At 39.2% G+C, this 25,928-nt stretch carries 19 protein-coding genes; 10 read left to right on the top strand and 9 right to left on the bottom strand.

Going from position 1 to position 25,928, the window contains the following annotated elements:
• Positions 1-10: 10 nt before the first annotated feature.
• Positions 11-919, bottom strand: a complete 909-nt coding sequence (locus ABJD71_RS02580) for an arginine deiminase family protein (RefSeq protein WP_348164082.1) — start codon at positions 917-919, stop codon at positions 11-13.
• A gap of 127 nt (positions 920-1,046) precedes the next feature.
• Between ABJD71_RS02580 and ABJD71_RS02575 the strand changes: the two genes are divergently transcribed.
• From ABJD71_RS02575 to ABJD71_RS02550, 6 genes are all read left to right on the top strand, one after another.
• The gene (locus ABJD71_RS02575; protein ID WP_348164079.1) at positions 1,047-1,988 is read left to right on the top strand and encodes a LysR substrate-binding domain-containing protein; all 942 of its coding nucleotides are present in this window, start codon (positions 1,047-1,049) and stop codon (positions 1,986-1,988) included.
• Positions 1,989-2,154: 166 nt separating this feature from the next.
• Positions 2,155-2,805 carry a cyclase family protein gene (locus ABJD71_RS02570; protein WP_348164076.1) on the top strand — a complete coding sequence of 217 codons (651 nt, stop codon included), beginning with the start codon at positions 2,155-2,157 and terminating at the stop codon, positions 2,803-2,805.
• A 160-nt stretch (positions 2,806-2,965) separates the two neighbouring features.
• Positions 2,966-5,233 carry a TonB-dependent receptor gene (locus ABJD71_RS02565; protein ID WP_348164073.1) on the top strand — a complete coding sequence of 756 codons (2,268 nt, stop codon included), beginning with the start codon at positions 2,966-2,968 and terminating at the stop codon, positions 5,231-5,233.
• 21 nt (positions 5,234-5,254) lie between these two features.
• Positions 5,255-6,655: a cytosine permease gene (locus ABJD71_RS02560; protein ID WP_348164070.1), complete on the top strand. Its 1,401-nt coding sequence runs from the start codon at positions 5,255-5,257 to the stop codon at positions 6,653-6,655.
• A 136-nt stretch (positions 6,656-6,791) separates the two neighbouring features.
• Positions 6,792-7,655, top strand: a complete 864-nt coding sequence (locus ABJD71_RS02555; protein WP_348164067.1) for a helix-turn-helix transcriptional regulator — start codon at positions 6,792-6,794, stop codon at positions 7,653-7,655.
• Positions 7,656-8,014: 359 nt separating this feature from the next.
• On the top strand, positions 8,015-8,344 hold the full coding sequence (locus tag ABJD71_RS02550) for a DUF3718 domain-containing protein (RefSeq protein ID WP_348164065.1): 330 nt from the start codon (positions 8,015-8,017) through the stop codon (positions 8,342-8,344).
• 111 nt (positions 8,345-8,455) lie between these two features.
• Here the strand turns inward: ABJD71_RS02550 and ABJD71_RS02545 are convergent, their stop codons facing one another.
• The 3 genes from ABJD71_RS02545 to ABJD71_RS02535 all read right to left on the bottom strand — a co-directional run bounded on the left by ABJD71_RS02545 (position 8,456) and on the right by ABJD71_RS02535 (position 17,124).
• Positions 8,456-12,874 (bottom strand): family 16 glycosylhydrolase, encoded by a 4,419-nt coding sequence (locus ABJD71_RS02545; RefSeq protein WP_348164063.1) that lies wholly within the window; start codon positions 12,872-12,874, stop codon positions 8,456-8,458.
• Positions 12,875-13,522: 648 nt separating this feature from the next.
• Positions 13,523-15,814 carry a chondroitinase-B domain-containing protein gene (locus ABJD71_RS02540; RefSeq protein ID WP_348164060.1) on the bottom strand — a complete coding sequence of 764 codons (2,292 nt, stop codon included), beginning with the start codon at positions 15,812-15,814 and terminating at the stop codon, positions 13,523-13,525.
• Between the two features lie 134 nt (positions 15,815-15,948).
• Entirely contained in the window at positions 15,949-17,124 is a 1,176-nt protein-coding gene (locus ABJD71_RS02535) for an aminotransferase class I/II-fold pyridoxal phosphate-dependent enzyme (protein WP_348164057.1), read from the bottom strand.
• 616 nt (positions 17,125-17,740) lie between these two features.
• On the opposite strand from ABJD71_RS02535, the gene ABJD71_RS02530 reads away from it, so the two are divergent.
• The gene (locus ABJD71_RS02530; RefSeq protein WP_348164054.1) at positions 17,741-18,337 is read left to right on the top strand and encodes a hypothetical protein; all 597 of its coding nucleotides are present in this window, start codon (positions 17,741-17,743) and stop codon (positions 18,335-18,337) included.
• A gap of 427 nt (positions 18,338-18,764) precedes the next feature.
• Positions 18,765-19,784, top strand: coding sequence for a fatty acid desaturase (locus tag ABJD71_RS02525; protein ID WP_348164051.1), 1,020 nt, complete (start codon positions 18,765-18,767; stop codon positions 19,782-19,784).
• Between the two features lie 413 nt (positions 19,785-20,197).
• Here ABJD71_RS02525 and ABJD71_RS02520 read toward each other — a convergent pair whose 3' ends face one another.
• The 4 genes from ABJD71_RS02520 to ABJD71_RS02505 are packed head-to-tail and all read right to left on the bottom strand — an operon-like array spanning position 20,198 to position 22,527.
• Positions 20,198-21,109, bottom strand: a complete 912-nt coding sequence (locus tag ABJD71_RS02520; RefSeq protein WP_348164048.1) for a hypothetical protein — start codon at positions 21,107-21,109, stop codon at positions 20,198-20,200.
• Positions 21,110-21,118: 9 nt separating this feature from the next.
• Positions 21,119-21,766, bottom strand: coding sequence for a hypothetical protein (locus ABJD71_RS02515; RefSeq protein WP_348164046.1), 648 nt, complete (start codon positions 21,764-21,766; stop codon positions 21,119-21,121).
• A 27-nt stretch (positions 21,767-21,793) separates the two neighbouring features.
• The gene (locus ABJD71_RS02510; RefSeq protein ID WP_348164043.1) at positions 21,794-22,255 is read right to left on the bottom strand and encodes a hypothetical protein; all 462 of its coding nucleotides are present in this window, start codon (positions 22,253-22,255) and stop codon (positions 21,794-21,796) included.
• Between the two features lie 11 nt (positions 22,256-22,266).
• Positions 22,267-22,527 (bottom strand): DnaJ domain-containing protein, encoded by a 261-nt coding sequence (locus ABJD71_RS02505; RefSeq protein ID WP_348164040.1) that lies wholly within the window; start codon positions 22,525-22,527, stop codon positions 22,267-22,269.
• Between the two features lie 266 nt (positions 22,528-22,793).
• Between ABJD71_RS02505 and ABJD71_RS02500 the strand changes: the two genes are divergently transcribed.
• Positions 22,794-23,300, top strand: coding sequence for a nuclear transport factor 2 family protein (locus tag ABJD71_RS02500; protein ID WP_348164037.1), 507 nt, complete (start codon positions 22,794-22,796; stop codon positions 23,298-23,300).
• A 108-nt stretch (positions 23,301-23,408) separates the two neighbouring features.
• Here the strand turns inward: ABJD71_RS02500 and ABJD71_RS02495 are convergent, their stop codons facing one another.
• Positions 23,409-25,031 (bottom strand): amidase, encoded by a 1,623-nt coding sequence (locus ABJD71_RS02495; protein WP_348164034.1) that lies wholly within the window; start codon positions 25,029-25,031, stop codon positions 23,409-23,411.
• A 180-nt stretch (positions 25,032-25,211) separates the two neighbouring features.
• Between ABJD71_RS02495 and ABJD71_RS02490 the strand changes: the two genes are divergently transcribed.
• A complete protein-coding gene (locus ABJD71_RS02490; RefSeq protein WP_348164031.1) occupies positions 25,212-25,868 on the top strand; it encodes a CatA-like O-acetyltransferase in 657 nt (218 codons plus the stop codon).
• Positions 25,869-25,928: the final 60 nt, after the last annotated feature.

Raw genomic sequence — 25,928 nt, 5'->3', positions numbered from 1 at the left:
TTGAATACTCCTATGCGTCTTTTCTGCTTAAGGGTTGACACATGCAATGCACACCGCCGCCGCCTGATGTGAACATTGACATATCTGGCGCATATACCTCTAACCCATGGGCTTTTGCTTTACCGATTAACTCTTGACTGGCCTCTGGAATTAAGACTCTGTCATTACCTAGCGCCACCACGTTTACGCCAAGCTCTAATACAGAGCGATAAGAGATATCGATAATTTCGATTCCCTTAGCTTTTAACCAATCAAGTAGCTCATCTTCAACGGCTTGGGTACAAACCGCAGCTAACTTCTCAGATAACATGGCAAATTTCACATCTAAATGTAAGAAGTAGGGGTCAAATTGGTAAGACTTAAATTCCCATCCTTCTTTTTCTACCCACGAACGCATTTGATTTAGCCCAGCTTCACTGGTGCGCTCCCCTGTATACCCACACAGAACCACCCCTGGTTCTAACACCATAAAATCGCCCCCCTCAAACGAGCCCGCAGTGATGGCATCGTAAATAGGGATATTTTTCTCTTGATAAAAACGCATCAACTCAACCCACTCCCCCCGTCGCCATGGGCTATACATTTGCGTAATTACAGGCCCCCAAGGGGTTAACACCGAAGAGTCCCGGGCATAAATCTGATAGGGTAAATGCTCGTTAGCATCAAGAATATGAGTTTTGACACCGCACTGTTTATACACATCTAACATTTCATTGTATTGCTGCTGCGCCAACGGCTTATTATATTCACGCCCTAGTCTTAACGAACGTCTAGACATGGCATTACCTGACTGCCAATCATAATGTTCCATCGGCCCGATTAGCACCTCTTGCAGCTCTGCATATTCAGAGTCCATGCTCCAGTAGTCTAAACGAGGCGTGTTGCCCAGCTCATTACGTCGGAAAAAATTAGATTTCATATAAAAGCCCTATCAGAATACGTACGTTTAGTTTATGGTTACATTTTAATTACTCAAGCATTGATTTTCTACCATCTTGGTTTAATTTATAGACCAAGATATTTAATTGATTAAATATAGCTAACCGATGAAACCAAACAAAAGTCCTTATTTAGATTTACGGCAAATCCCGCTGAACGCCTTATTAGCTTTTGAGGCTGCTGGCCGCCATTGCCACATGCGTCGAGCTGCACAAGAAATGTTTGTATCTCACTCCGCTTTGAGTCGCCACATCAAACAATTAGAAGCGCGCCTAGGTACTCTATTGTTTGAAAGAAAAAACAATAAATTACGCTTAACCGCACCAGGAAATCGCCTACTCGCGTCTATTCAGGCTGCATTTTCTGAACTCAACAAGGGCATTCATTCTTTAGACCCAAATTTAGTAGCAGGTGAAGTTGTGATAGGTACAACAGCCACCATCATGCTTAATTGGTTGTTACCCGTATTAGCAACAGTCCAACAACAATATCCAGAGATTTCCTTCGACGTACAAACCCTAGAGCCTTTACAACAATCCCTGCCTTCAAATTTAGACTTCGCCTTGTGTTTAGGGCGCCCGGATGATCCAAGCAGAGTGGTCACAAAGCTATATGATGAATATTACCTACCGGTATGTAACCCAACCTTATTAAAAGGCCAGCCAGTACAACATGTAAAAGACCTGCTCAACTATCCTTTACTGCATGACGGCTTAGGTCAGTGGTACAAATGGTTCAACCACCACGGTTTAGATGGACACAAATCAAAACAGCACACCACTTTTGAATACGCATTTCAAGCGATTGAAGCTGCACGTTTAGGAATGGGAATGGCACTAGCAGATATTGTTGAAGTAGAAGACGATATAAACCAAGGTAAATTAATGCAAGCCATAGACACAGCCCATACAGAAGGCCAATCCGTGTACTTAGCAACCCACCAAGATACACAAATAAACTATCGAACCCAATTAGTGCTGAATAGTATTTTAGAAAACCTCACCAAAAAAGGGGCAAAGTTAGAAGCGTCTATTAATGACAAAAACTAGCCGTCGAATCAAAAAATGCATTCAAAGCAACACCAATGCTGTCTCTTTGCACCCAATCAGTATGGAGTGAACAAAATCATACTCTTGTAGTTCTTTTGGACTATTCATCATTTCAAGTGGCTATGTTCCAATTATTTAAAATCAAATAATAAAAATAGGATAGAACATGTCCCATCATTTAAAAATAGTTGACCTTTCCTTAGTATTGAACTCAAAAACACCCATTTATCCTGGAGATCCAACACCCAATATCAGCATTGCAACCACCCTAAAAAATGAAGGATACAATCTATTTAATCTTCAATTAGGCACACAGACAGGCTCCCACCTTGATGCGCCTTATCACTTTAATAATGATGGAAAAACGGTAGACACTATCGATTTAAACCTTTGTTTTGGAAAAGGGTACGTAATTGATATGTCTCATAAAAGCAGCAACGAAGAAATTTCAGTAGAAGATTTACAACCATTTTCGAAACAAATTGATTCTTGCAACATTATTTTAATCAAAACCTTATGGGATAAAAACTTAGGAAGTCTGGTCTATTTTGAGCACCCTTATTTATCTGAGGCTGGAGCAGAGTACTTGTTGAGTAAAAATATCAAAACCATTGCAATCGATACTATTAATTTAGATAAAACAGGAGGGACGACTTTTCCCGTACACGACCTCTATGCCAAAGCAGACGGACTAATTGCAGAGAACCTTGCAAACTTCTCGGGTATTGATTTTGAAAATCCTACCATCTCACTTTTACCACTTAAGTTAGAAGGTTGCGATGGTTCCCCTATAAGAGCTGTAGCAATCGATCTTTAGCGTTTATATACATCAATATAACGTCTTATAGTTCTTAGGGACTATACCAAAAAATAGAAAGATGATGTTTTATATAACTGATCTCAAAACATCGTTTTGAACGATAAAACAACAACAATAATTAAATTTCGTCTATTAAAAATTTAAAAGGATTACTTTCATGAACACATTTTCCCTTACTCCAATTGTTATAGGCTTAGCTATTGCAAGCTTAACCTTTCACTCTGTTGCTGCAGAAAATGACACATCAAATGAAGCTGAAGAAACAAGTGAATTAACGCTAGAGAAAATACAAGTTACCGCACAGAAAAAAGTACAAAACATTCAAACGGTGCCTGTCAGCGTAATTGCCTTAAGTGCAAATGAATTAAGCAATCTTAAAATGCGTAATACCCAAGAGATTGTAGCTCAAGCTCCAAATGTACAAATGTTGGGAAGTAACGGTGACGCCCAATTAGTGTTAGGAATGCGTGGGGTTACACAATCAGATTACAGCCCTAATGGTAGTGGAGCTGTCGCTTTATATGTTGATGAAGTATATATGGGTGCCACTCCACTATCCTCTGGGGTGCAATTATTCGATGTTGAACGTATTGAAATGTTACTTGGGCCACAAGGCACACTTTATGGAAAAAACACAACAGGCGGCGCCGCAAATATTATGACCACCAAACCGAAAATGGATGGCACAAGTGGTTATATGGATGTTGGCTTAGGCAACTTCGGCTACAAAACTTTTTCAGGTGCAATTGACACTGAGCTAGCAGAAAACTGGGGAGCTAGATTTGCATTCACATCAAGTAAAAATGATGGATTTGTTGATAACAAAATACCTAATACAGAAAATCCGAGTCAAATCGACGAGCAGGCATTACGTTTCTCATTAGCCTACGAAGGTGATGATCTAAACGCAATATTTAGAGTTCATAAAAGCCGCAGCCGAGCTAACCATTCAAGTATTTTGCTACTTGAAGCTGATGAAGGTACAGAAAATGGTGGCGTGGGAATAGGATTTACAGGCTATGGCCGTGACGATTTGGGCTTTCATGAAACAGAGTCTAATAGGGTTGAAGAAAAAGAGTTTGACCTAACTGGAGCCAATTTAACACTAAACTACGATATTAATAATTACACACTTACGTCTATCACATCTTATGATAATGGCGAATATTTTGTGCCAGAAGATCCCGATGGCAGCCCTTATCACCTTTTAGAAGATGACTTTTTAGCTCAAACCAAACAATTTACACAAGACATCCGGGTGTCGTCTAACTTCAATGGGGCCTTTAATTATATCGCTGGTTTATACTACAGTCGTGATACAACTGACGGGGAAACACGTTACCGTTGGTTAGCTGACTTTGGTGATGGAACCCAACCATTGGCGAACACCTGTGAAGATACTTTCTTTTACGGCTGCTACTACTCAAATAGCTACAAGCAAACAAGAACAACAAAAGCCGCTTATATTCATAGCACCTATGATGTAACAGATGATATATCCCTAACCCTTGGTTTACGCCATACAAAAGACAGTATAGAAATTGAAGATTACACCTCTTGGTATGGTGAAGCTCAAAATAGTTTTGAACAAACAATTGATGGGCCAACCCTTGGTAACTTAGGGTTAGACGGAATTAACGAGAAGATTAATGATTCAGATACATCTGGTAAGCTTGGCGTAGACTGGGCTGTCAGTAAAGATTTACTAGTCTATGGCTCATATAGTACGGGCTACAGAGGCAGTGCATTTAATGGCTTTGCATTTGCACCAGAAGAGTTTACGTCTGTAAAACCAGAAGAGTTGGCGGCCTGGGAATTCGGTTTTAAATCCACCCTGCAACAGGGGCGAACTCGCCTCAATGGTGCAGTATTCCGCTACACCTATGAAAATCAACAATTCTTAATATTTGATGGCGGATTACAATTCCTTTTAAATGCAGGGGAGTCAGAGATACAAGGGCTAGAATTACAACTCACCACTCAGGCGACAAAAGATTTAACAATCAATGCAGGTATTGGTTTATTGGATGCTGAATATGTTGAGCTAAATTATGCAGGTATCGACTTATCTGGCAATACCTTGCCTTCAGCTCCTGAAGTTAACTTTAACCTAATGCTTGATTATGATGTATGGCAAAGTGATTCGCTTTGGGTTCAACTTCATTACGATGGAAGCTATATTTCAAAACAGTACTTCGAACCATTTAACGACGATCGCTTAGATCAACCTGGCTACAGCGTTCATAACCTTCGTCTAAACTTTACATTTGAAAATGAACAACACAAAGTGGGTTTGTATGTTAAAAACTTAACAGATGAAGAGTATGCAACTTACTCAGTTGATTTGACCGCGGATTGGAATGGTTTGTTTTTCTTTCGAGGAGCTCCAAGAACATTTGGGGTTGATTACAAGTATACATTTTAGAACCTAAGAGAAGAGAAGATAATGTCACAACCTAGTTCAGCGTTAAACGAACATGCTGCAATAAAAGACAGTCATTCTGAAGAGTACGGCCCAATTAAAGGCTCATTATCTGCAGGACGTATTGCCATGATCTGGCTAGCTGCAAACTTAGTTGTGACAACCTTGCTGACAGGAACGTTATTTGTACCTGGGGTTTCGTGGCAGTTGGCTCTTACATTGATATTGGCCGGAACCGCAATTGGCACTGTAGTGTTAGTCATAGTTGGTAACATGGGTACCCGCACAGGTTTATCGACTATGTCTTTAACCAAGGGGGCATTTGGGCTTAGAGGCTCTTTTCTCACTACAACGGCTAATGTTGTAATCTTGATGGGCTGGTGCTGGGTTCAAGCCATATTGGCAGGGGTTACCATTAACTTTTTAGTCGAGCAATATACGGGATATTCAAACCCAATTTTGTTCTCCATACTCTGCCAGACATTTGTGGTGGGCCTAGCTATTCTTGGTCATGAAGGAATTTCAAAAGTTGAACCTTGGCTGGCATTAATTATTTTAGCAATCATGATATATATCTTTGCGGTAGTATTTAATGCCTATTCAATCACTGATTTAATGGCATTAGAGGTGGATGCTGGTTTAGGTTGGGATGCTTCAATCGTAATTGATGTGGTCATAGCCACAGCTATTTCTTGGACAGTGCTATCTGCTGAGTTTAATCGCCTTGCAAAGTCACAAAAAGCAGGGGTAATAGGTTCTGGCCTTGGCTATATAACATCAACTGTCCTGTCTATGAGTTTAGGTGCTACGGCAATTGCATATATTGCCTTAGAAGGAAACGCCATTAATAGTTTTGACCCTATATCTATTGTTACTGCTTTTGGCGCACCTTTCGCTATCGTTATATTTTTATCGGTAATGGCAACCAATACTATGGTTGTCTATGGCATGGTTGCCTCTGTGGTAAATATCACTCCATCATCAAAAATTAAATTTTTACCAACCGCGGTAATCTTAGGGTTAGTTTCAATTATTGGTGCGAGTTGGCTAGCCATGTTAGACCTGTTTACCACCTTCCTGACTCTGGTAGGTACGCTTTTTATACCTGTGTTTGCCATTATGATCGCTGATTACTACATCATAAAAAAAGGATATTACAATAAAGATATCTTGTTGGGTCGAGGTGGCCGATATTGGTATCAAAAAGGCTTCAATGTATGTGCAATAGTAGTTTGGTTATTAGGAGTCTTAGTTTCATTATGGTTAACCAACTCAATACAAAGTCCACTTGGCGTCACTATACCTACCTTTGTATTTTCGTTTTTGGCCTATTTAGGTTGGATGCTAGTCACAAAAAAACAATCTTTAAAAAAAGTACAGTCTACTCATTTAGCATCAAGCATTTTAGACAACCGCGGGCTATAAAATTCATTAGGGTTTACAACAAAATGTCGTAAATCCTATGACATAACCCCTCATAAAGGGAGCTTTCGGTAATTTTACAATCTTAATCAATTACGGTAGTGTAATTTCATCCAGCGATAGTAAAATTAGTTTTAGTATGATCAATACGCAAAGTGCTGTTTGGTATGAGCAATTAGTTAGACTACATAAAGAGGTTGGCACCGATAGCTTTTTTTCTAGTTTGACAAAAACAATCAAACAGGTAGTCAATTTTGACTGCTCTGGAGTAATGTTTTACAACGGCAACGAAGTCACCAGCCTACATGAAGGCTATTTCACTGATATCTATCGCGAATACATAGAGTTGTATCTGAAGGGCTTGTATCTGCTCGACCCACACTATAGTTTGTTAGCAAAAGGGACAGAAACAGGCCTATATCATTTTAGTGATATTGCACCCGACTGCTTCCATGAAAGTAAATATTACAGTGACTTTGTAAAGCCTGCGGGTATAACAGATGAAATTGACTTTATCGTCAATATAGATAATTGCTATATCGATTTCTATTTGAATCACTTGGGCAGCAAATTTAGCGAAGAGGACAGTGAATTACTAATATCAATTACACCATTGATTGTATATTTGATAGAGGAGCACTGGAAAGTTTTAAACAATGCAGCAACAAAAAATAATAGTAGAACAGGTAAAAGCCATTACCAGAGTATCTTTGACTCATTCGGAAAATCGGTTTTAACCAAACGAGAACAAGATGTAGTGCAATGCATTTTGCATGGACATTCATCTAAATCCTTAGCAACAAAGCTCGATATATCTTTAAGCACCGTTAAAATACACAGAAAGCATATCTATCAAAAATTAGACATCACCACCCAGTCAGAATTATTCTCTTTGTGTCTGCAATTGCTATCATTAGGCGAGTTAAATGAATCCGAAGACCCATTCGAAGCTCTATGTACAGACCAACCGCACTCAGATATAACAAACAAAAATTACAACTAAGTTTACAACTATCACTGACATACAGGGCAAACCCACCTGCCTGTTTTATTCGTAACACTAAACAGCCTACAGATTCAGTATCAAGGCGCTGCAGTAACCACCTAACTCGGCATTAATGAGTGCCAATAGGAGCCAGCCTTACACCTAATAAAAATTGCTTCGAACAAGCCATAAAAAACAAACCAAAATTTAGTCAAATAAACCAACCCAATAGCCAAATTGATTACTTGCATATTCTAAAATATCTCAATTAAAACTTAACTATATGTTTTATATAGAAAATAAAAATTGGCACCTCAGTTGCAAAAGCTATAGTAAGTCACAACGACTACTTACATAACTTAACTAAATAGGAAAATATGATGAACACATTTACTAAAATAATCGCAACTTCAGTTTTAACTCTTAGCGCAATCGGCATGGCAAATGCTGCAACAGAATACGTTGCTGCTGATGATTATATGACAAGTAAATTATGCGTGGCCGCTACTGAAGGTAGCAAATTAAAATTATCAAAAGCGATTGAGAAAACCGGATTAAGTAAACGTTTCATTGTTGAAAATGTGACGTGTAATAATCAAGAAATGACTAGTTTTGTAGAGCAGCACGGTACTAATGTTGACAAAATCAACAACTACTTAACTGCTGGTAAATATAGCGCTAACCAAGAAACAGTCGCATCTTTGTAATTAAAGTAACGCGGCGCGCAGCAAGCCCACTAATCAAAAATTTTAGTCGCTGCCATAGAAAAAGCCTAAACCACTCTCGCGGTTTAGGCTTTCTAATAAATTCCAACAAGGTTATTTAGTGATGTGGAAATCCGTTAAATAGAGTTTATCACCTGTACTCCCCCCGACTCCAAAAATCGCAATTTGAGTAAGTTTAGATAAATCGAGTGGTATCTCACTTAAATCAACACTGACTTCATTCCAACTACCATTTACACTTAACGGGATTTTAAACTCGGCACCATCAACAATAAAGTCTAAGGTATATTCAGAGAAACTTCCCGTTGTAGCAATTTTGAAATTCAGCACTGAATATTTTGATACATCTATAGTGTATTGCTGAACGTCGCCATAAATGTCTCCCATCACGGCAAGCACTGCGCCCCAACTACTGCCTTTTGACAACTCAAAACTACTCAATCCGTTATAAATAATGTCAGACGTAAAAAATGTACCTGTAGACCAATCGTTTAAGGTTAGGTTACCGTCATTTGCAAAGTTATTGTCATCGATAATCATGTCAGTTTCTTCACCTGTTGATGAGAAAAACACAAATTTATCATCAGAACTGTCTTTTTCAGTTGTTAGCTTGCCAGAGTCATACATGATCAAATCTGTCATATAAATCGCTTGGGAAGCAGAACCTCCTTGGTACACCCCAAACAAGGCCATTTGACTCACATTAGATAGATTTACACCATACATTTTTAAATCAATATCGATAAGATTCCATTCAGCTTCGTTAGCTAAGCTAAAGGCCACTTCTTGAGCCACTTCATTACCATTTACATTAGACACAATAGAAAGTGCATAGCGTTCAAATGCTCCCTCAGAGGCAGCTTTAAATTTAATATTGGTATATTCAGCAAAATCCACATCGTAGTTGTCGATTGTAGAGCCATCGGATATGTCGCCTTGTAATGCCAAAACTGCGCCCCAAGAACCATTTGCACTTAACTTAATACCGTCTAGACCTTCATAATTGCTATCAGAGATAATCGTACCTGTACTCCATTCTCCAAAGATAACATTGCCCACATTACTGTTGTTATCGCCATCAACAATTAAGTCGCTAGGAATATTCTCATCTGATGAAATAAAAACAAAATCTTCATTTGGAGCACTATCAAATGGAGTAGTTTGGTCTTGAATAATCGCAAAATCTGTCAAATGAATTGTGGATACACCTGACTGGCCACCAATACCGTATGCTGCAACCCAGTCGACTGAAGATAAATTTAATGGAATATCAGCGGTATCCAAGGTCACGACTTGCCAAGTATCAATGCTTTCATCTATTGGTAGTGTAATTTCTTTACTAACTCCATTCCCAGAAATGGCAAGTTTGTAACCATCAGTATAAGAGCCAGTAGTAGCAAGCTTTAACTCAATACGGTTATGTAGACTAAAGTCTCCATTAATCCCATTTTGAAACGCGAGTAACGTGCCCCAGTTGCCTTGCTCAGAAGAATTAGAGCTAGACACTAATTCCCACCCCAGCAACCCATCAAACATTACGTCACTTTGAATAGTCGTACCCGTGCCCCATTCGCCAACAGTATCTGATTCAAAGGCAATATCTGAACCACCGTTAGAGGATATTAAGTAAAAGGTGTCACCCTCAATTGGATCCCCTCCGCCATTACTGTCTTGTAAGACCACACTCACATCGTCGATATATACTTCTCCAACTTCAGCTCCAAGATCAAACAACACCCGGTTGTTTTCACCACCAAAACCTGTGGTAGTAATCGTTAGTGAGTAGGGCTCCCAATTAGTAGAAACTGACACAGTTTCAGACACATTAGTCCAAGGATCATAATTAAGGCCTAGCCCCGCTATGATAGTACGGTCAACTGAAGCTCTCGCTTTAAAAGAAACGATATAGGTTTCATCTGCGACTAATGTCATCACCTGACTTAAGTTCACATCCCATGCATTGCCAGCAGCTAAAACATTGGCATAAAACACGTTGTTACCATTTTCTTCAATGACGTTAACTGCGCCAATCCAATCGTCTCCCCCATTATCAAATGACCCATTAGAGACTAAATCACCGTCTTGGCTACCATCATCGCCATCATCCTCTCCACCATTGTCGCCGCCTCCATCGTCATCACTTCCTTGCCCATAGAATCGAATGTTATCGAAATACACCACATTTTCTTGAGTGCGCCCTACAGTATCGAAGTCCGGAAATACGATTATTTGATCAATATCTATGGCCTCAGCCAAGCCTATATAACCACTAAAATCAAAGGTTAACTCCTCCCATTCATTGATTAGGGTATTAGCTACTTTGATTTCTGACTGAGCACCACCATTGTTAATTGCAAACTTCACACCCACATCACTGATGACACTTTTGTACACCATGAGTTTCACTATGCTGTTGGTTTCATCAAGTGTTAATGGGCCAAACTCGCCATGTACTGTCTCGGTTCCTACCCAAGGTGCACCTGTTACTCGAGCGGTAAACTTAGCAACAGTAGATGAATCATTATTTCCTGAAGCATCAGGGTTAGTCACAAATTCAAGAGCTGGGTTGTCATCATTCTCAAACACATTCCAGTTTACCGAAGCGCCATACCCATCTTCTTCGAAATCAATAGGGGTAACATCGCTTAGGTTGCCGTCATCACCACCTTCATCTTGGGTTTCAGTTATAGTAACGTTGTCTACTCGATAAACAGCTCCTTCACCCGCTCCCCAATCAGGAAAAATCATTATTACATCAATACCATTAAGTTCTAATCCGGCGTTTCTAAGGGTTTTAAGCGGTACTGAGTAATGCTGCCATTGTGAGGTAGGCGCGGTAATAACAATATTGGCTTCAGTAGCTGCCCCACCCTGCTCAACCTTAAGATTCCAACCTGCAGAAACATTGTTAGGAGGGTTGACCAATTTCAAATCAAACTCTAATACTCCAGTATCTTCTAACGGTGAAGCATCATAAGGTGCTGGAGTCTCAGCAAAATTAGTATTAAAACCCAATACCGTAGGTTCTGCGTCAACAACAAACTCAACCACGTTTAGGTAATCGCCATCTTCGTATTCGATGGTGGGGGTTGTGCCACCGCAGCAATCCCAAGCCGGCCATGCTGGGTGTAGTGTCTCTTCAAATATAATGAGATCTTCAGCTATGCCATCTGAAGGTGGAATAGGAATTGGAGCTTGGCCTTCGTTTAGCGTCCCTCCTTCGTCGATAGGGTCAAGATAACCATCGTTTACGGTGGCACAGCCCTGCCCACTAGTGGGGTTAACTGAGCATTCATATACGCGAACATAATCAACTTGAAACTTATTAGTGCCATCAAAAGCCGCTGGATCAACGCCACCTTGGTTGACATTCTCCGGCCAATCGCCTCCCACGGCAAAATTTAGAATCATATGAAAACGTTCATCGAATGGCGCTTCTGTGTATGCAAACTCACCGTCTTGCTCTGTATACCAACCTCTATGCTCTAGGCCATCGGCAACACCAGTTTCGTTATAACTGACCTCTGACTTTAACTGGGTTTGATACAAAACACCGTCTACATACCAACGAATTTCACCTTGTTCCCATTCAATCGCATAAACATGGAAATCATCCGCTGGGTTGGCACCTTCAGGTAAGGCGTAATCTAAACCAGAGTAATCGTTATTTGGCCAGCTTTGACCATAGTGCAATGTACCATGGACGGCAGATTCCACAGAGCCATTACCATCATCTAGAGGCACACCTAAATTCACAGCTTCAAATATGTCAATTTCACCTGAATGAGGCCACCCACCGTAAACATAGTCTGTAGGTAACATCCAAATTGCTGGCCATGCACCTTGACCACTTGGTGCTTTGGCTCGGATTTCAAAACGTCCGTAAGTCCAATCCCCTTTATCGACAGTCCTTAAACGTGCAGAGCTGTAGGGTAAGGTTTCGTTATTTTCAGCCTTAGCTACTATGTTTAAAACGCCATTCTCTACAAACGAATTTTCTTCACTGTCGGTATAACATTGCTTCTCATTATTTCCACCGCCATTGCAGTTAATTTCATGAGACCACTTAGATTCATCAATCTCGGAACCATCAAACTCATCGCTCCACACTAGCTGCCAACCGTCTTCAGCCACATCACTTTGTAATGAAGCTCGTAACAGCAGAGGTTTACGCTCTAATTCAAAATTAATTCTAAATCTATGTGATTCACCTGGCTGCAACTCAGACAAAGCCACATCAAAAAAGGGTAGACCATCCTCAGTGATCCCATCATTATTGCTCACCACCAAAGTTGACTTATCGATAACTACTCTAAATGGGCCTTCTAATACATCAGTCCCGGTATTTTTGACTCTTGCAATGGTGTAAACCACCCGCTTTGTATTGTCAAAACCCGCTCTAGTATGCGTTACTCTAGAATCAGTTTTAACGTTTTCCCACTCTGCCATAGCCATAGGTGACGACAACATCAAGGCGCAACAGACACCCTTCGCAATTTTAAAATTAGACATAATATTCCTTTGCAAATGAATTACCGTTCTTACTAGGCTCTATTCGCCTTAATATGTTCAATAGCTAGAACATGCCAGATAGAACGTTAATGAAATTAAGCTTGTCATTAACTCCATAACATCTCCACAACGCCACTAGATAACGCCCTACTCTCACCAATTGCAGCTATGGTTCTAGAGGAGCAATAACAAATAAAATGGCACTAAAACGTGTAGGCTTTATTGGGTGCCATATAGCGATGAGATAGTTATGTTGCTTCACACTCACTCACCAAATAAACATTTAAATTACATTTATTTAACAACAGAAGGCTATGCTATTGCACCTTGTTACCCTATGGCTTTGCGTCAAAACGATCTGATAAAAGGGTTAAAGCGGATGCAAGTATCACTTTTACAGAAATCGCAAGAACAAGAGGGACTAAATCCACGGTGAGTTGGCCATTATTGCGTTTACACAGTAGCCGGTTGCAGCCTACTTAGATTACATTGGCAGAATCATTGAAACTTTCTATCGGTCAGAATACAAATAATATGGTTATCTAAGGCATCCAAGTAAGAGAGGGCAAAGTGATAGGTTTTTCAATTGCTAATGATGTAATGTTTCAGCCCTCAACAACAAAGAACTGAAACATCAAAGGTAAGCGGTTAGTACATCAACTCTAATTTTAGGTTTTGCACAATTTCAATTTTACCTGAACTGCTAATGATGTTGTTCTCAGGCGTTTGGCCTTTCTCTCCCCACAGAACAGCTATCAATTTAACGGGGTTATTTTTAAATGTGTTATTGTTTAGCTCTAAATTCACTATACCTCGGTTCTTGATAAGCAGTCCGCCATCTTCACCTGAGCTGGTCACAATATTGTTTTCAAACACTAAATTTCCACCAATAGTAGATTCGTCATAACCACCACGGTGGTAATCGAGTATTGCGCCAGAGATATTATCAAAGGTCGTATCTTTAATAGTCACAAACTCAGCGTTGTAATCACCTTTGTTATCGGTTTCTTGATTTAACAAAAAACCACCTTGATTATTTTTGATGACACTATCAAGTACTACTATTGAATCGGCAAACGAACCTTTAGAGACATATAAAACATGCTTAAAGCCAGAGATAACACTATTTTTAATAGACAAGTTATAGGCTTTAGACATGTACTTATCTAAAGTTGCGAAAGCATTTTGCTTACCATTACCTTTAAGGGTAACGCCGTTTAAATGTAAGTAGCCTTTAGGCTCCAATGAAAACGCGGTGTCTTTCGCGGTAAAGTAAATGGTCGGGCTATTATTGCCTGTCGCAGTAATCGAAATAGTTTTGTTAATAGCAATGCTATTGGAGATAGCATAATTTGCAGACGTAAGTTCAATAATATCACCAGAACTCACAGCTGCAACCGCCTTGAGCAAGTCAGCAGAGGTAGCAACTTTAATTACACTAGGTGCTTTTGGTTCTTGCCCGGTTACAAACCAAGAGGTGCCATATTGTGTTTTATCAAACAAATGAACGTCTGATTTTATTGGGCTAACCATAGCACCCACACTATTACGTGAAGCTCTTTGAGTACCAAAAAAATCAGTGATAATTTTATCAAAATCAAAACCGTTATATACATCCGTGTAGTTAGTATTGGGGACTAACAATCGCTCTGAAACTGATTCCATCGATACCGGCCGTTTTACGATCCCCTCGGTTTTAACGTCTGTTTTGTTGCCATAATTAGAGATATTATTTTTGAACATCACCCCGTCAACTTCATCATAGTGATAAATGGGATATTCGGCTTTTGTAGAGTTATAAATTAAATTATTCGCAAATATAGTACGAATAGGCCTAGCAGAACGTATTTCAGACTTTGGTAATACCGCACTTTGAGAAACATTTGAGCCCACACTAAAATACCAAGGCGTGGGAGACTCAACCCAAGTGTTATAGGCCACCACCACATCTGTGACTTGGTTATATCTATTTAGCGGTGACTTAGGAATACCATTCATCACTGCGATAGGCGCTCTGAACTTTTCGCCTGTTAATTTATAAAAGTAATTATTGGTAATCCAATGACCGGTATTAACCACTCGAATTCCACCAAAAAACTCTGACTCACCATCACCAATAAACATATTGCCGTCTATGGTGGCGTAATTACCGTGGCGTAACACTAAAGAACCTTCACTTTCAAAAAACACATTGTTCTTGAATATATTGAAGTTAGATTTACTTGAAATAATTTCCACTTCCCCATTTACGCGATCAAAGAAGTTATGTTCAACATTCGTATAAGAAGGCGTCATTGAGGTGCTGCTGTTACCAATTTGCAGTGTTTCACCATGGGGACCACCTTTTCTGGGGCGTGGACCAAAGTGATTACTGATAATTTGATGATGGTTATTTACGTGCTGGTTACCCTTCAACTCCACCATAACAGTAGGGCCAAAATTAGATTTTCCGGTAATATAGTTATTGCTAAGCTCGTTATGCTGCCCCCAAAATTCTACCCAGCGATCAGTCACATGCCTATCTAATTGGGTGAACTCTTCTATTACGTTATTAGTAAATTTTGAGTGAAAGGCAATTTTCTCATCATTAATTTTAAACCGAACCATGGCCTTAGTAGGCGAATAGCCATTTCTAAAATGTAATCCTTCAACGATAAGGTAGTGCCCACCTAAGTGTAGGTTTGAGCTCCCCTCAATAAACACTTTGCCCGGAGTTTCTGCCTTTAACGTAATCGGCTTTTGTTCTGTTCCCTCTCCATAAAACTCTATTTGTATATCTTTATAGGTGCCATTTTCAAGGACAATGTCATCACCAGCTTGTACACTTGCAATGGCATTTTTTAATTTAACTTCACTGTTTACAAAAAATTTTTTTGCAGAGGCCATGCTCGAAGTCACCGAAAAGGCTAGCACACCCACTAATAATATTAATTTATTCATAACATCCTTTAAATTTACTTAACAACACAATTCACAGTAGATATTTTCACATTGCTAGGCAATATACCTCTCAAGTAACGACACATCTCAAGAACACCACTAAAGCATTTAAAATTACGATGAGAAGTCCGTATTTAACCATTCAATCCTTGCATAAATTTATTCAATCTATCTAACCCTTCTTTTAGTTCTGACTCGGCAGATGCAAAAGACAAGCGCACAAATTGCTTGTCAGTTTGCTCACTAAAGTCATTGCTTGGCGTCAGAGATACATAGACTTGCTGTAATACGTTTTCACAAAACTCCATGGCCGTTAACCCAGTTGACGTTACGTCCATATAAACATAAAACGCGCCATCAGGGACAACAGGCACGTCTAAGCCACATTTTTGTAATCCAGAAAGTACTAGATTTTTACGAGAAACCAAAGAAGCTCTTCGAGCCTCACACAATGCTAAAGAATCTGCAGTAAAACATTGTAAGGCTGCTTTTTGAGCTATAGTTGATGGACAAATATAATAATTCTGAGCCAACCGCTCAATCACACTAACGGCTTCTTCTGGCACGATACACCAGCCTAAACGCCAACCAGTCATGCCAAAATATTTAGAGAAACTATTAATCACTAAGGCCTGATCATCTACAGATAAAACAGTGGCGGGTTCTAACCCGGCTGCCCCATGATGTAAGTTCAAGTAGATTTCATCAACAATACGCCACGCACCTTTCTTTTTAGCAAAGTCACACATTGCAGCCAACTCATCAATCGCAACAGAGGTACCCGTTGGGTTAGAAGGCGTAGCCAACATTAACCCGCAAGTGTCTGGCTGCCAATGTTGCTCGAGTAAATCACTATCTAACTGAAAACGAGAGTCTGCTTGGGTTGGCACTAAGTGTACATTCCCCCCAAAACTCTTAATGAATTGTTTATTACATGGGTAGCAAGGATCAGCCATGATCACGGTGTCACCTTCATCAACAAACGCCGCTGATAAAAGCAACAAAGCAGCAGAAGCCCCTGCCGTGACGACCACTCTATTAGGATCGATATCTATTTGATGTTTGGTTTTATAAAAACCCGCGATGGCGACGCGCAGCTCAAGCAAGCCTAATGCTGAGGTATAAGGGAGTGGAGCACTGCTAGCTAATTGCTCTAGAGCTTTTAACACATCAGGGGGCGCACCAAAGTCAGGCTCACCGATATTTAGTTTAACAACGTGCTTTCCTTGAGCTTCTAAATGTGCCGCTTTTTCACTAAAAGCCATAGCCAAAAAAGGGGAGATGGCTTGCGCCCGCTGGGAGTATTTCAAATGATACGACTCAAACTTTACACTACAATTAACTTATTATTGTGCCATTATTTTTCTCATTTATCGCCTCTTAAAATCAACACAATGACTAAAAATAAAACAAGTGATAACCAGCATGACAGCCAAATTTACACGTATTGTAAGCTCTTTTTCATGGAGTCCACACTCTATATATTTCAGGCCACATGGTTATTTATCGTAGTTCAAAGGCACAACACAGACTATAGCAGTTCATAAGAACAGCTCTACCCAGAAAGACCTAATTTATATGAATGAAACAAACGAGCACGTCCATAAGAACACTTGCACTTTTACGCATGCTCAACCAGAAGTAGCGACTAGTGAGCTAATTGCCACTGGTTATACATCCAATGTAAACAAACTTCATAGGTTAATATTACAAAAAAATCACACTATACTTTGAGGTTCGTGAACACCTAACGTTCCCCTGTAAGTTTTATGGACAAGCTTCATAAATTGTCACTTTTTTTTACACTCAATCATTAAGAATCACAGCAACTCATAAAAAACACTTACAAATCAACACTATAAAAAATGGCATACATAATGCTTAAAGCAAGTGGAAGATGTTACTTTTAATTTAAGGAGTTTAAGGTTGAAAAATTTAGTTGTTCTATTGGTTTCTTTATTTACGGTCGCTACTGCAAACGCTACGCTAATCGATTTTGAAGATGTTGCGGGCTCTGGGCAAAGAATTGACTTTGCTGTATCAACACCTTACTCCGAAGAAGGATATGTATTCACTTCAACTCATCACCATGCAGCGTTACTTGACTCTGTTTACATAGGTTCAGGATTCGACTTTATTGGTAACGATACCGACTGGTTTGGTTTTTCTGAATATAATACTGTTACTCTAACAACTGAATCTGGTAGCTCGTTTGCTCTATCTGATTTAATTTTAGGTATTAATGCTTTTGCAGCTAGCACTAGTATTGATGTACTGATAACTGGCAACCTATTGAATGGCGGTACATTAGTAAGCAGCCTAACCAATATATCTACTGCAACTTTTGTAGATTTAGGGTGGGCAGATCTGACTGATGTTGTTTTCACTACCTCAGATGATATTGGTATTGATGATCTTAATGTATTTACTACATCTGCAGCAGAAGTATCTGCACCAGGGGCCTTTACAATTATCGCTTTAGGTCTAGTTATGATTGGCTTCAGAAAAGCTAAAAATAGTTAATAACTGTTAACCTCAATACCTCACACCTCATTATAAAAAAGCCGAAAAACATAGTTTTTCGGCTTTTTGTATCGCAATATTAGTTTGTAGTTTAAGAATAATTCTCGTTAAGAAATAGTAACAAGCAGCTTATTTATTCCAACCTTTAAAACATAGGGTAACTGCGCACTTATTTACCATGCCTTCCGCCATCCAAGACAGCATAATGCTGGTTTCAAACAAAATTTACATCGCCTAACTGACTTACAGTATTAACTGCAATCATCTATTGCTACCTTCAGTTCAACTAACCTTTTTGCATTATTAATCAGAAAATAACTTGGTCATCAACTAAAAACATATAAGGATAAATGCTCACTGGCACTTAATTTTTGTACCTGTAACCTGTAACCTGTAACCTGTAACTTAAAGAATAACCACAAAAAATATGCAAAGCACTTCAGATAAAGAAATCATAAGAGAAATAATTAACTATATAAAAAATCAGGAAAAGACCTTACGTGTGCAACTGCCTTTATTAAATCAACAGAATACCTTAGGTTTAAGCATACTGTTACTGTCTGTTCTGGGCTTTATTACTTCTGGTTTTTTATATTTTATTGGTGTTATCCCTGGCTGGGCTTGCATAATCTTAGGGGCACTGAGTACTTCTATAGCTCACGAAATAGAACACGACCTCATTCATCAGCAATATTTTAAATCTAACGGGGTTATCTATCATTTCATGATGGTCATGGTGTGGCTAATTAGGCCTAATACCATCAACCCATGGTATCGTAAAAAAATTCATTTAAATCATCACAAGGTATCAGGTACCTCTCAAGATATTGAAGAGCGCTTAGTTGGAAATGGCATTAAAAGTCATTTACTTAGAATGTTAGTCGTATGTGATGGATTATTAGGATTAATAGTACGCACCAAACAATTCTCTCGAGAAATTAAAGATTATAACTTTTTCAAGCTATTTAATGCAGGCTTCCCATTAACAACTATTTATTACATTGTTTTATATAGCTTTTTACTGTTCCATATATTTGATTTCATTGTTGAATATATGGCCGTCGTGATTCATTACCCGGCTTGGCTAATGACACTTGTGGATTGGATTAGTTTTACTGTAGTAGTGTGGATAGCGCCTAGTTATTTACGATCGGCATGTTTGAATTTTGTTACGTCATCAATGCATTATTATGGTGGTGCTTTTAATATGCTCCAGCAAACCCAAGTGTTAAACCATTGGCTTTTTATGCCATTCCAACTATTTTGCTTTAATTTTGGAAACACTCATACCATTCACCACTTTGTACCCAGTCAACCTTTCTATATTCGCCAAATAATCAGTAAGCGAGTTAATGTTTTTCTAAAAGAAAAGGGCGTAAAGTTTAATGACTTAACGAGCATACTTGCGGCGAATCGTTATCCAGTCAGCCCCAAAATTGCGAATTAAAGAGGAAGTGAGGATTAAGCAAGGATTCGTTACCGAGGTTGCGGTAATGTTCGCGAATGCTTAGCCACTAAGTTATGCCCTTGGTCTACTGTGACTAGGAACTCCCTGTCAAATGGTTGCGTTATTGAATGGTTCGAGCAAAAGCACTGGAACAAAGCCCTCCTTTATAACTGAGAGCGACTCATTACCCTATCAATATCAAAGCCTAATATTGTATGGGTGAGGAATTTGATCAGAGTGCGGCCTCTTTCTGGTTATTCTTTCTTGGCTGTTGTAGAAAGAGTAACTAGCTCTCGCGAGTGGGAGTTTAAAGCGCCATGGATGGCGGTAAACGAAAATGAATGCTCAAAGTAAGCAGAGCAAATACTCTGTGCGCACAGAGCATAAAATACAGCGCTGTGTCCCCCTCTCTATTAAGGTTTCAAAAAATCGAGGTCGTCTAAATCATCCATGCCAAAGTCGTAACCGCCTTCAAAGTCGTCATTGAGTTCGTTTGTAAGGTTTACAGACAGTTCTAATATTTCTGGAATGTAAATATCAATATTTTGTTTCGAAGCAATGATGGTCTTAAATTCATTAAACTCTAATAAAGCACTCTCATTCAAAAAGCTTCTGGTACCGCTTGGTTGCTGTTCAACAAACTTTGTCACACAAGCTTCAAACTTTTCAAGTACCAATTGCACATCAGTATCAGTCAAAAAAGTAATTAATCGATTGTAGCGTTCGTTGTTGAACACTTTATCTTCAGAATCTATCAACATTAGGCCAAGTGCTGAGTTTAGAAACTTCTGTAACTCAAAGCGTAAATAGTCTTCATCTGTTTCAGGTATCACCACATTCGCAGCATATTTTGCAGACATGATCTTATGTAAATTGAATAACTTTAAGCTATTTTGACCTTGCTTAACTAATTCATCATGTAGATGCCTGATGTCCGACGTGTCGTCTGCGCCCAAAGCGTAAGTCATTAAATCTATTTTTTTAAAATACTCGGCAGAAATATCTTTTAAGCTAGAGTACTTTGCCCACCCAGCTCTAAAGCAATAAACAATGCCCTGGGTCTTAATGATTTCTTTCGCATTTTCGGTGCTGTTATGACAATGGCTCAATAAACCTAAGTTAATAATGCCCAATACAATTTCACAGGCCTTTTTAATGTGATCAGCATAGATAATTGATAAATTATCTGAAGCAATCCGTAATGACATATCTGACAATTGTTGTTTTGTCTTATGCACAAACTCTTCAGAAAAATACCCTTCAGCTAAACCATCTTTCAACACCAATAGAACAAATGGTTTGTTTCTTAACTCTGCGATCTTCATAGCATTATCCTATAGCGGCGCAAACATATCGTCTGTGTCCATTTCGACGGCCGATACTCTTTGTTTATTGGCGTTATTTTTTAATGCCGCTTCAATGTTATCTAACGTGCCATTTGTGCTCACGGTTAACACTTCGTTGTAGGCTTCTTCACTTAAGCTTTTAATTTTCAATAGCAACTCTTCAATGCTTCCAGAAACTTGCTCTTCATCATATTCAAGCTCAGAAAAATCATGCCCAATAAATGGTAGAGATAAATACAACAATCCAAAATCATCCTGTACAACTGCATTGAGTATCTCACGCTGTTTTTCATCATCATTATATGACAAGAAGATTTGAGCCAATAAACTATGAGCTTCGGTTTGCACACAAAATAGTGATTCTTCATCCATATTCTGCCAGTAAGATGGCTCAACATTTAGTAGCTTTTTCACCGACTCAGCATCCATTAACCATGTGGCAATAGAAGGAATTGTTGCATCATGCTCACGTACAATTTTTGCAACAGTCAAAATATCCATCTCGGCGAACACAGCTAACATGGCAGTATCGCCTTGCTCAGATGCTATTTTTTCTAATGAAGTACCCGCCTCTCGACCACTGTGCTGGGCTTGTTCGGTAATGTCGGTAGCGAGAATTAATGCGTTACTAGTCAAAGGGTATTCCTCAAAAATAGGTTAATGTTATTCATCGTAGCCGTAGGTGTTGTAGCTATCGTTTACTTCATTATCACCAACTTCAACCTCTTCTGGTAAAGGAGTCGAGTCGTAAGTATTGTATAAGTGAATCAGTAAAACAGCGGTTTTAAGATCTTCTTCTGAATGGTTCATTAACTCAGTAATGGTTGCTCTAGCATCTGCATGCACCCCCACAAATGGTTTGACATCAGTCCACAATGGCTGTTGAGTAAGATCGACTTTAGCTAGTTTTTCTGAATTAATTCTTACACTTAAAGTAATAGCCATAGCTAGTTGATCAACTAAACCACTAAATACTGAGCTGTCAGATGCTAATTGCTTTTGTAATGTTTTAAGGTAATTTCTCAGTAAATCTGGGTTTTCTGGATCACTCAGTGACTCCATATTTTCTAAATACATAGAAAACTCATCCGCTAAATAAGCAGGGATTGGCGCGTCAAATTTCATAAATGTTTATCCTACGATAAGGCGTTATGCCAAAAAGAATCTGCGACTTCTCTTGGGTCTGTGATTACCGTATAGGTACTCTTAATATATGCGGTTCGTTTATGAGGATCTGCAATCTCATCATAAGCTTTTTGAATGGCCTGAAACTTCTCTTTTGCTTCTGCACCATCATTTCTATCTGGGTGATACTGATTAGCCAGTTTACGATAAGCTTTTTTAATTTCAGTGGTGGTAGAGGTTCTGGTAACCCCTAATAGCTCAAAATGATCCATAAAATATAACGTATACCTTGTGCTTAAAATTCAGCTAAAAATGCCTAATTTAGTGATACTGATCTTACCTTTACCACAGTGTTTACACAATGTAAGAGTGCAATTTATAGTAAGTCTCACTTTTACAGCAAGGTAGCAGCCAAACATTAAATATGATTAACACCTTATTTGACTTTTACCCCGGCACACTTCTTAATAGGTAGTTACATAAATACTCTCTACAACACCCTGTTTAGGCAGGTTTAACTATTGTTATGGAACCAATCATGAAAGCCTTCACATGCTTATCTTTAACCCTTTATGTATTTTTGTCTACTGGTGTTTGCGCGCACTCTGAGACTAAATCGACTCAAGCAATAAATAAATTACTTGATGGGCTACACATCGCAGCTAGCCAAGCTAACTTAGATAAGTACTTAGGCTCGTTTACCGAAACCGGCGTATTTATGGGTACCGATGACTGGGAAAGGTGGACCCGACCAGTTACGTTAGACAAATATGTATCAGAACGTTTTGAAGGCGGCACAGGTTGGACTTATCAATCAGTAGAGAGAAATTTAATACTCTCAGAAGACTCCAACACAGCTTGGTTTGATGAAATTACAGTTTCAGAAAAATGGGGCCGCTTTCGTGGTACCGGTGTAGTTGTCAAACAAAACGGACATTGGAAAATAGCCCATTATGCTATGTCATTTTTAGTGCCAAATGAAGCGTGGGAAAAGATATCAGAGCTAAGTACTAAAGCTTTCTCTGATCGCGAAAAGAAAAATTAATACAATATATAGCAGTAGATATGTAAACAATCGAAAGAATAACCAAAGGTCGCTGCGCCCCGCGTGTGGTTAAAGCAATCGATTAGATTAACGTATTGTCGTCAGCTATTAAGGATTCATTGCTTCTTTAACACCTGGTAAATCTTCAGCATTTTTTAGATACTGAGGAGCTAATCTACGTTGAGACTGCTGCTCATATCCGTAGGCGTATGCTAGAACATCTGCATCAGTATGTTTAGTTCCAATAAATGATAAGCCAACCGATAAATTATGAATACCTCCCATTGGAACAGTTACATGGGGATAACCTGCACGGGCAGCATAACCACCATAGCCGGGCCAATCTCTTGGCCAAACATCACCATTGATGGGGTCAACTCTAGGGACAACTAATCCTGACGGGGCAATTAAAACATCAACATTATGCTGTTGTAAAAGGGCATCTATGCCATCTTCTCTAGTAGCCTGTTGCACTATTTTTAGAGCATTTTTATAATCTTCACTTTCAATTGAAGCCATAGCTTGTGATGCTATAAAAATACTTTGGTCAAACAGCGCTAGCTCTTCTTTGTGGGCTGAATTAAAATCAATCAGTTGCTGTAAAGTACGAGTACTAACTAGTGATTCTGAAGTAGAGGCTAAGTACTTATTTACACCATCTTTAAATTCATATTTAAGAATGTCGTAACTCATTTTCCCAAAATCTTGGGGAGCCTCTGGGGCTTCATCTATATCTACTAATACCGCGCCAGCCATTTCTAAATCTTGTAAGGCCTTTGTAAACAGAGCAGTGATAGGTACAGATTCACCTTTAGCAAAATTTAGCACCCCTACACGTACCCCAGTTAATGCATCTTTTTGTAGCCCGGCAGAGTAGTCTTGATTGGGTGTGGTGGTTGCCATTGCATTCATCATTAATGCTGCTCCCATTACTGTTTTAGTCATAGGGCCTGCAGTATCCTGCGAAACCGAAATAGGAATAATATACTGCTGCGGCACTAAACCTACAGTGGGTTTAAAACCTACAATGCCATTTGCATTAGATGGACAAATAACAGAACCGTTAGTTTCGGTGCCCACGGTCGCAGCGGCAAGTGATGCAGCTGCAGCAGCACCAGATCCAGAGCTTGAACCACAAGGGTTACGATCAAGCATGTGGGGGTTACGCACCTGCCCACCTAACGCACTCCAGCCACTCATTGAACCTTCAGATCTAAAGTTTGCCCACTGGCTCAAATTAGTTTTACCTAAAATAATAGCCCCCTGAGCTCTTAGCCCTGCTACAAGAGGGCTGTCTCTTCCCGTAATGTTGTCTTTTAGTGCTATTGCGCCCGCCGTTGTTGGCAACGTGTCTTTAGATTCGATATTGTCTTTAAGAAGCACCGGTACGCCATGAAGAGGCCCTAATACTTCACCTGCTGCTCGTTTCTCATCAAGGGCTCTGGCTTGGGCAAGTGCATCTGGGTTAATACTTAACACGGCTTGTAGCCTAGGGCCGCTTTTGTCAATATTCTCAATACGCTCAAGATACAAATTCACTAGTCGTTCAGAACTAACTTTACCGGTTTCAAGGGCGTCAATAATGTCAGGCAAAGTACCGGCAATTAAACCAGAAGCCTTAAAGTCTTTAACCTCGATTTGTGTCAATTGAGGGGCAGGCTCATCAACAACAGGTTGACAGGCAGTGAGTACAAGGCCAATAGCCAAACTAGGTAAAAGTGTTTTCGTCATAAGGTTGTCTTTTTTTGGGATTATTATGATTAAAAGAAGAGACACCAAGCTAATAAAACCTAGCAAGCATTGCAAGACTCATATGCTTAATGGGCTATTTAATAAGATTTATGGCCTCTTACAATCACAACCAACTTGTGTGAATATTATTCATACACATTTCTAAAATATTACACAGTCGTGGATACCATAAAAAAAATCGATATCGATTCTTGGCACAGAAAAGAACACTTCGAGTTCTATTCTACCTTTTCACAACCGTTTTTTAATATCTGCGCAACAGTTGATGTATCCCGAACCCTGCGGTTTTGTAAAGATAATAACCTGTCATTCTTTATCTGTTCTTTGTTTATTTTAGGTTACACAGCCAATCAAATAGCGCCACTAAGGTTACGTATAAATAACAGCAAGGTAGAGTTGCACGACGAATTAGAAATCAGCTGTACTGTGCTCAATAACAATCAAAGCTTTGGCTTTTGTGATTTTGGAAAATGCCAAGAGTTTAAAGCTTTCTATCACAATGCTGAGCAAAAAATGAATCACCTAAAAAAACACAACTTACCGCTAATGACTTCAAACGGCAAAGCTAACAGTATATTTTGCTCAGTCTTACCCTGGTTACATTTCACTAGTTTTTCCCATGCTCAAAAACAAAGTCAACATGACTCCATACCCAGATTTGTGATGGGTAAATATAAGAAAAAACATAAAGAAGTTATTATGCCGGTATCGGTAGAAGTTCACCATGGGTTAGTAGACGGCCTCCATGTTGGTCAATACTTTGAAAAGCTACAACACAATTTCGATAACTTTTTTGAGGACAAAAAAAAAGCCTGATAACAAATCAGGCTTAAAAGAGAACACACATAAAAACTATATAGTCAGACGGCCCTTTTC

The organism is Paraglaciecola sp., assembly GCF_039943935.1.
GTDB lineage: Bacteria > Pseudomonadota > Gammaproteobacteria > Enterobacterales > Alteromonadaceae > Paraglaciecola.
Note: the sequence above shows the minus strand (reverse complement) of the source record. Positions and strands in the feature narration are given on the sequence as shown.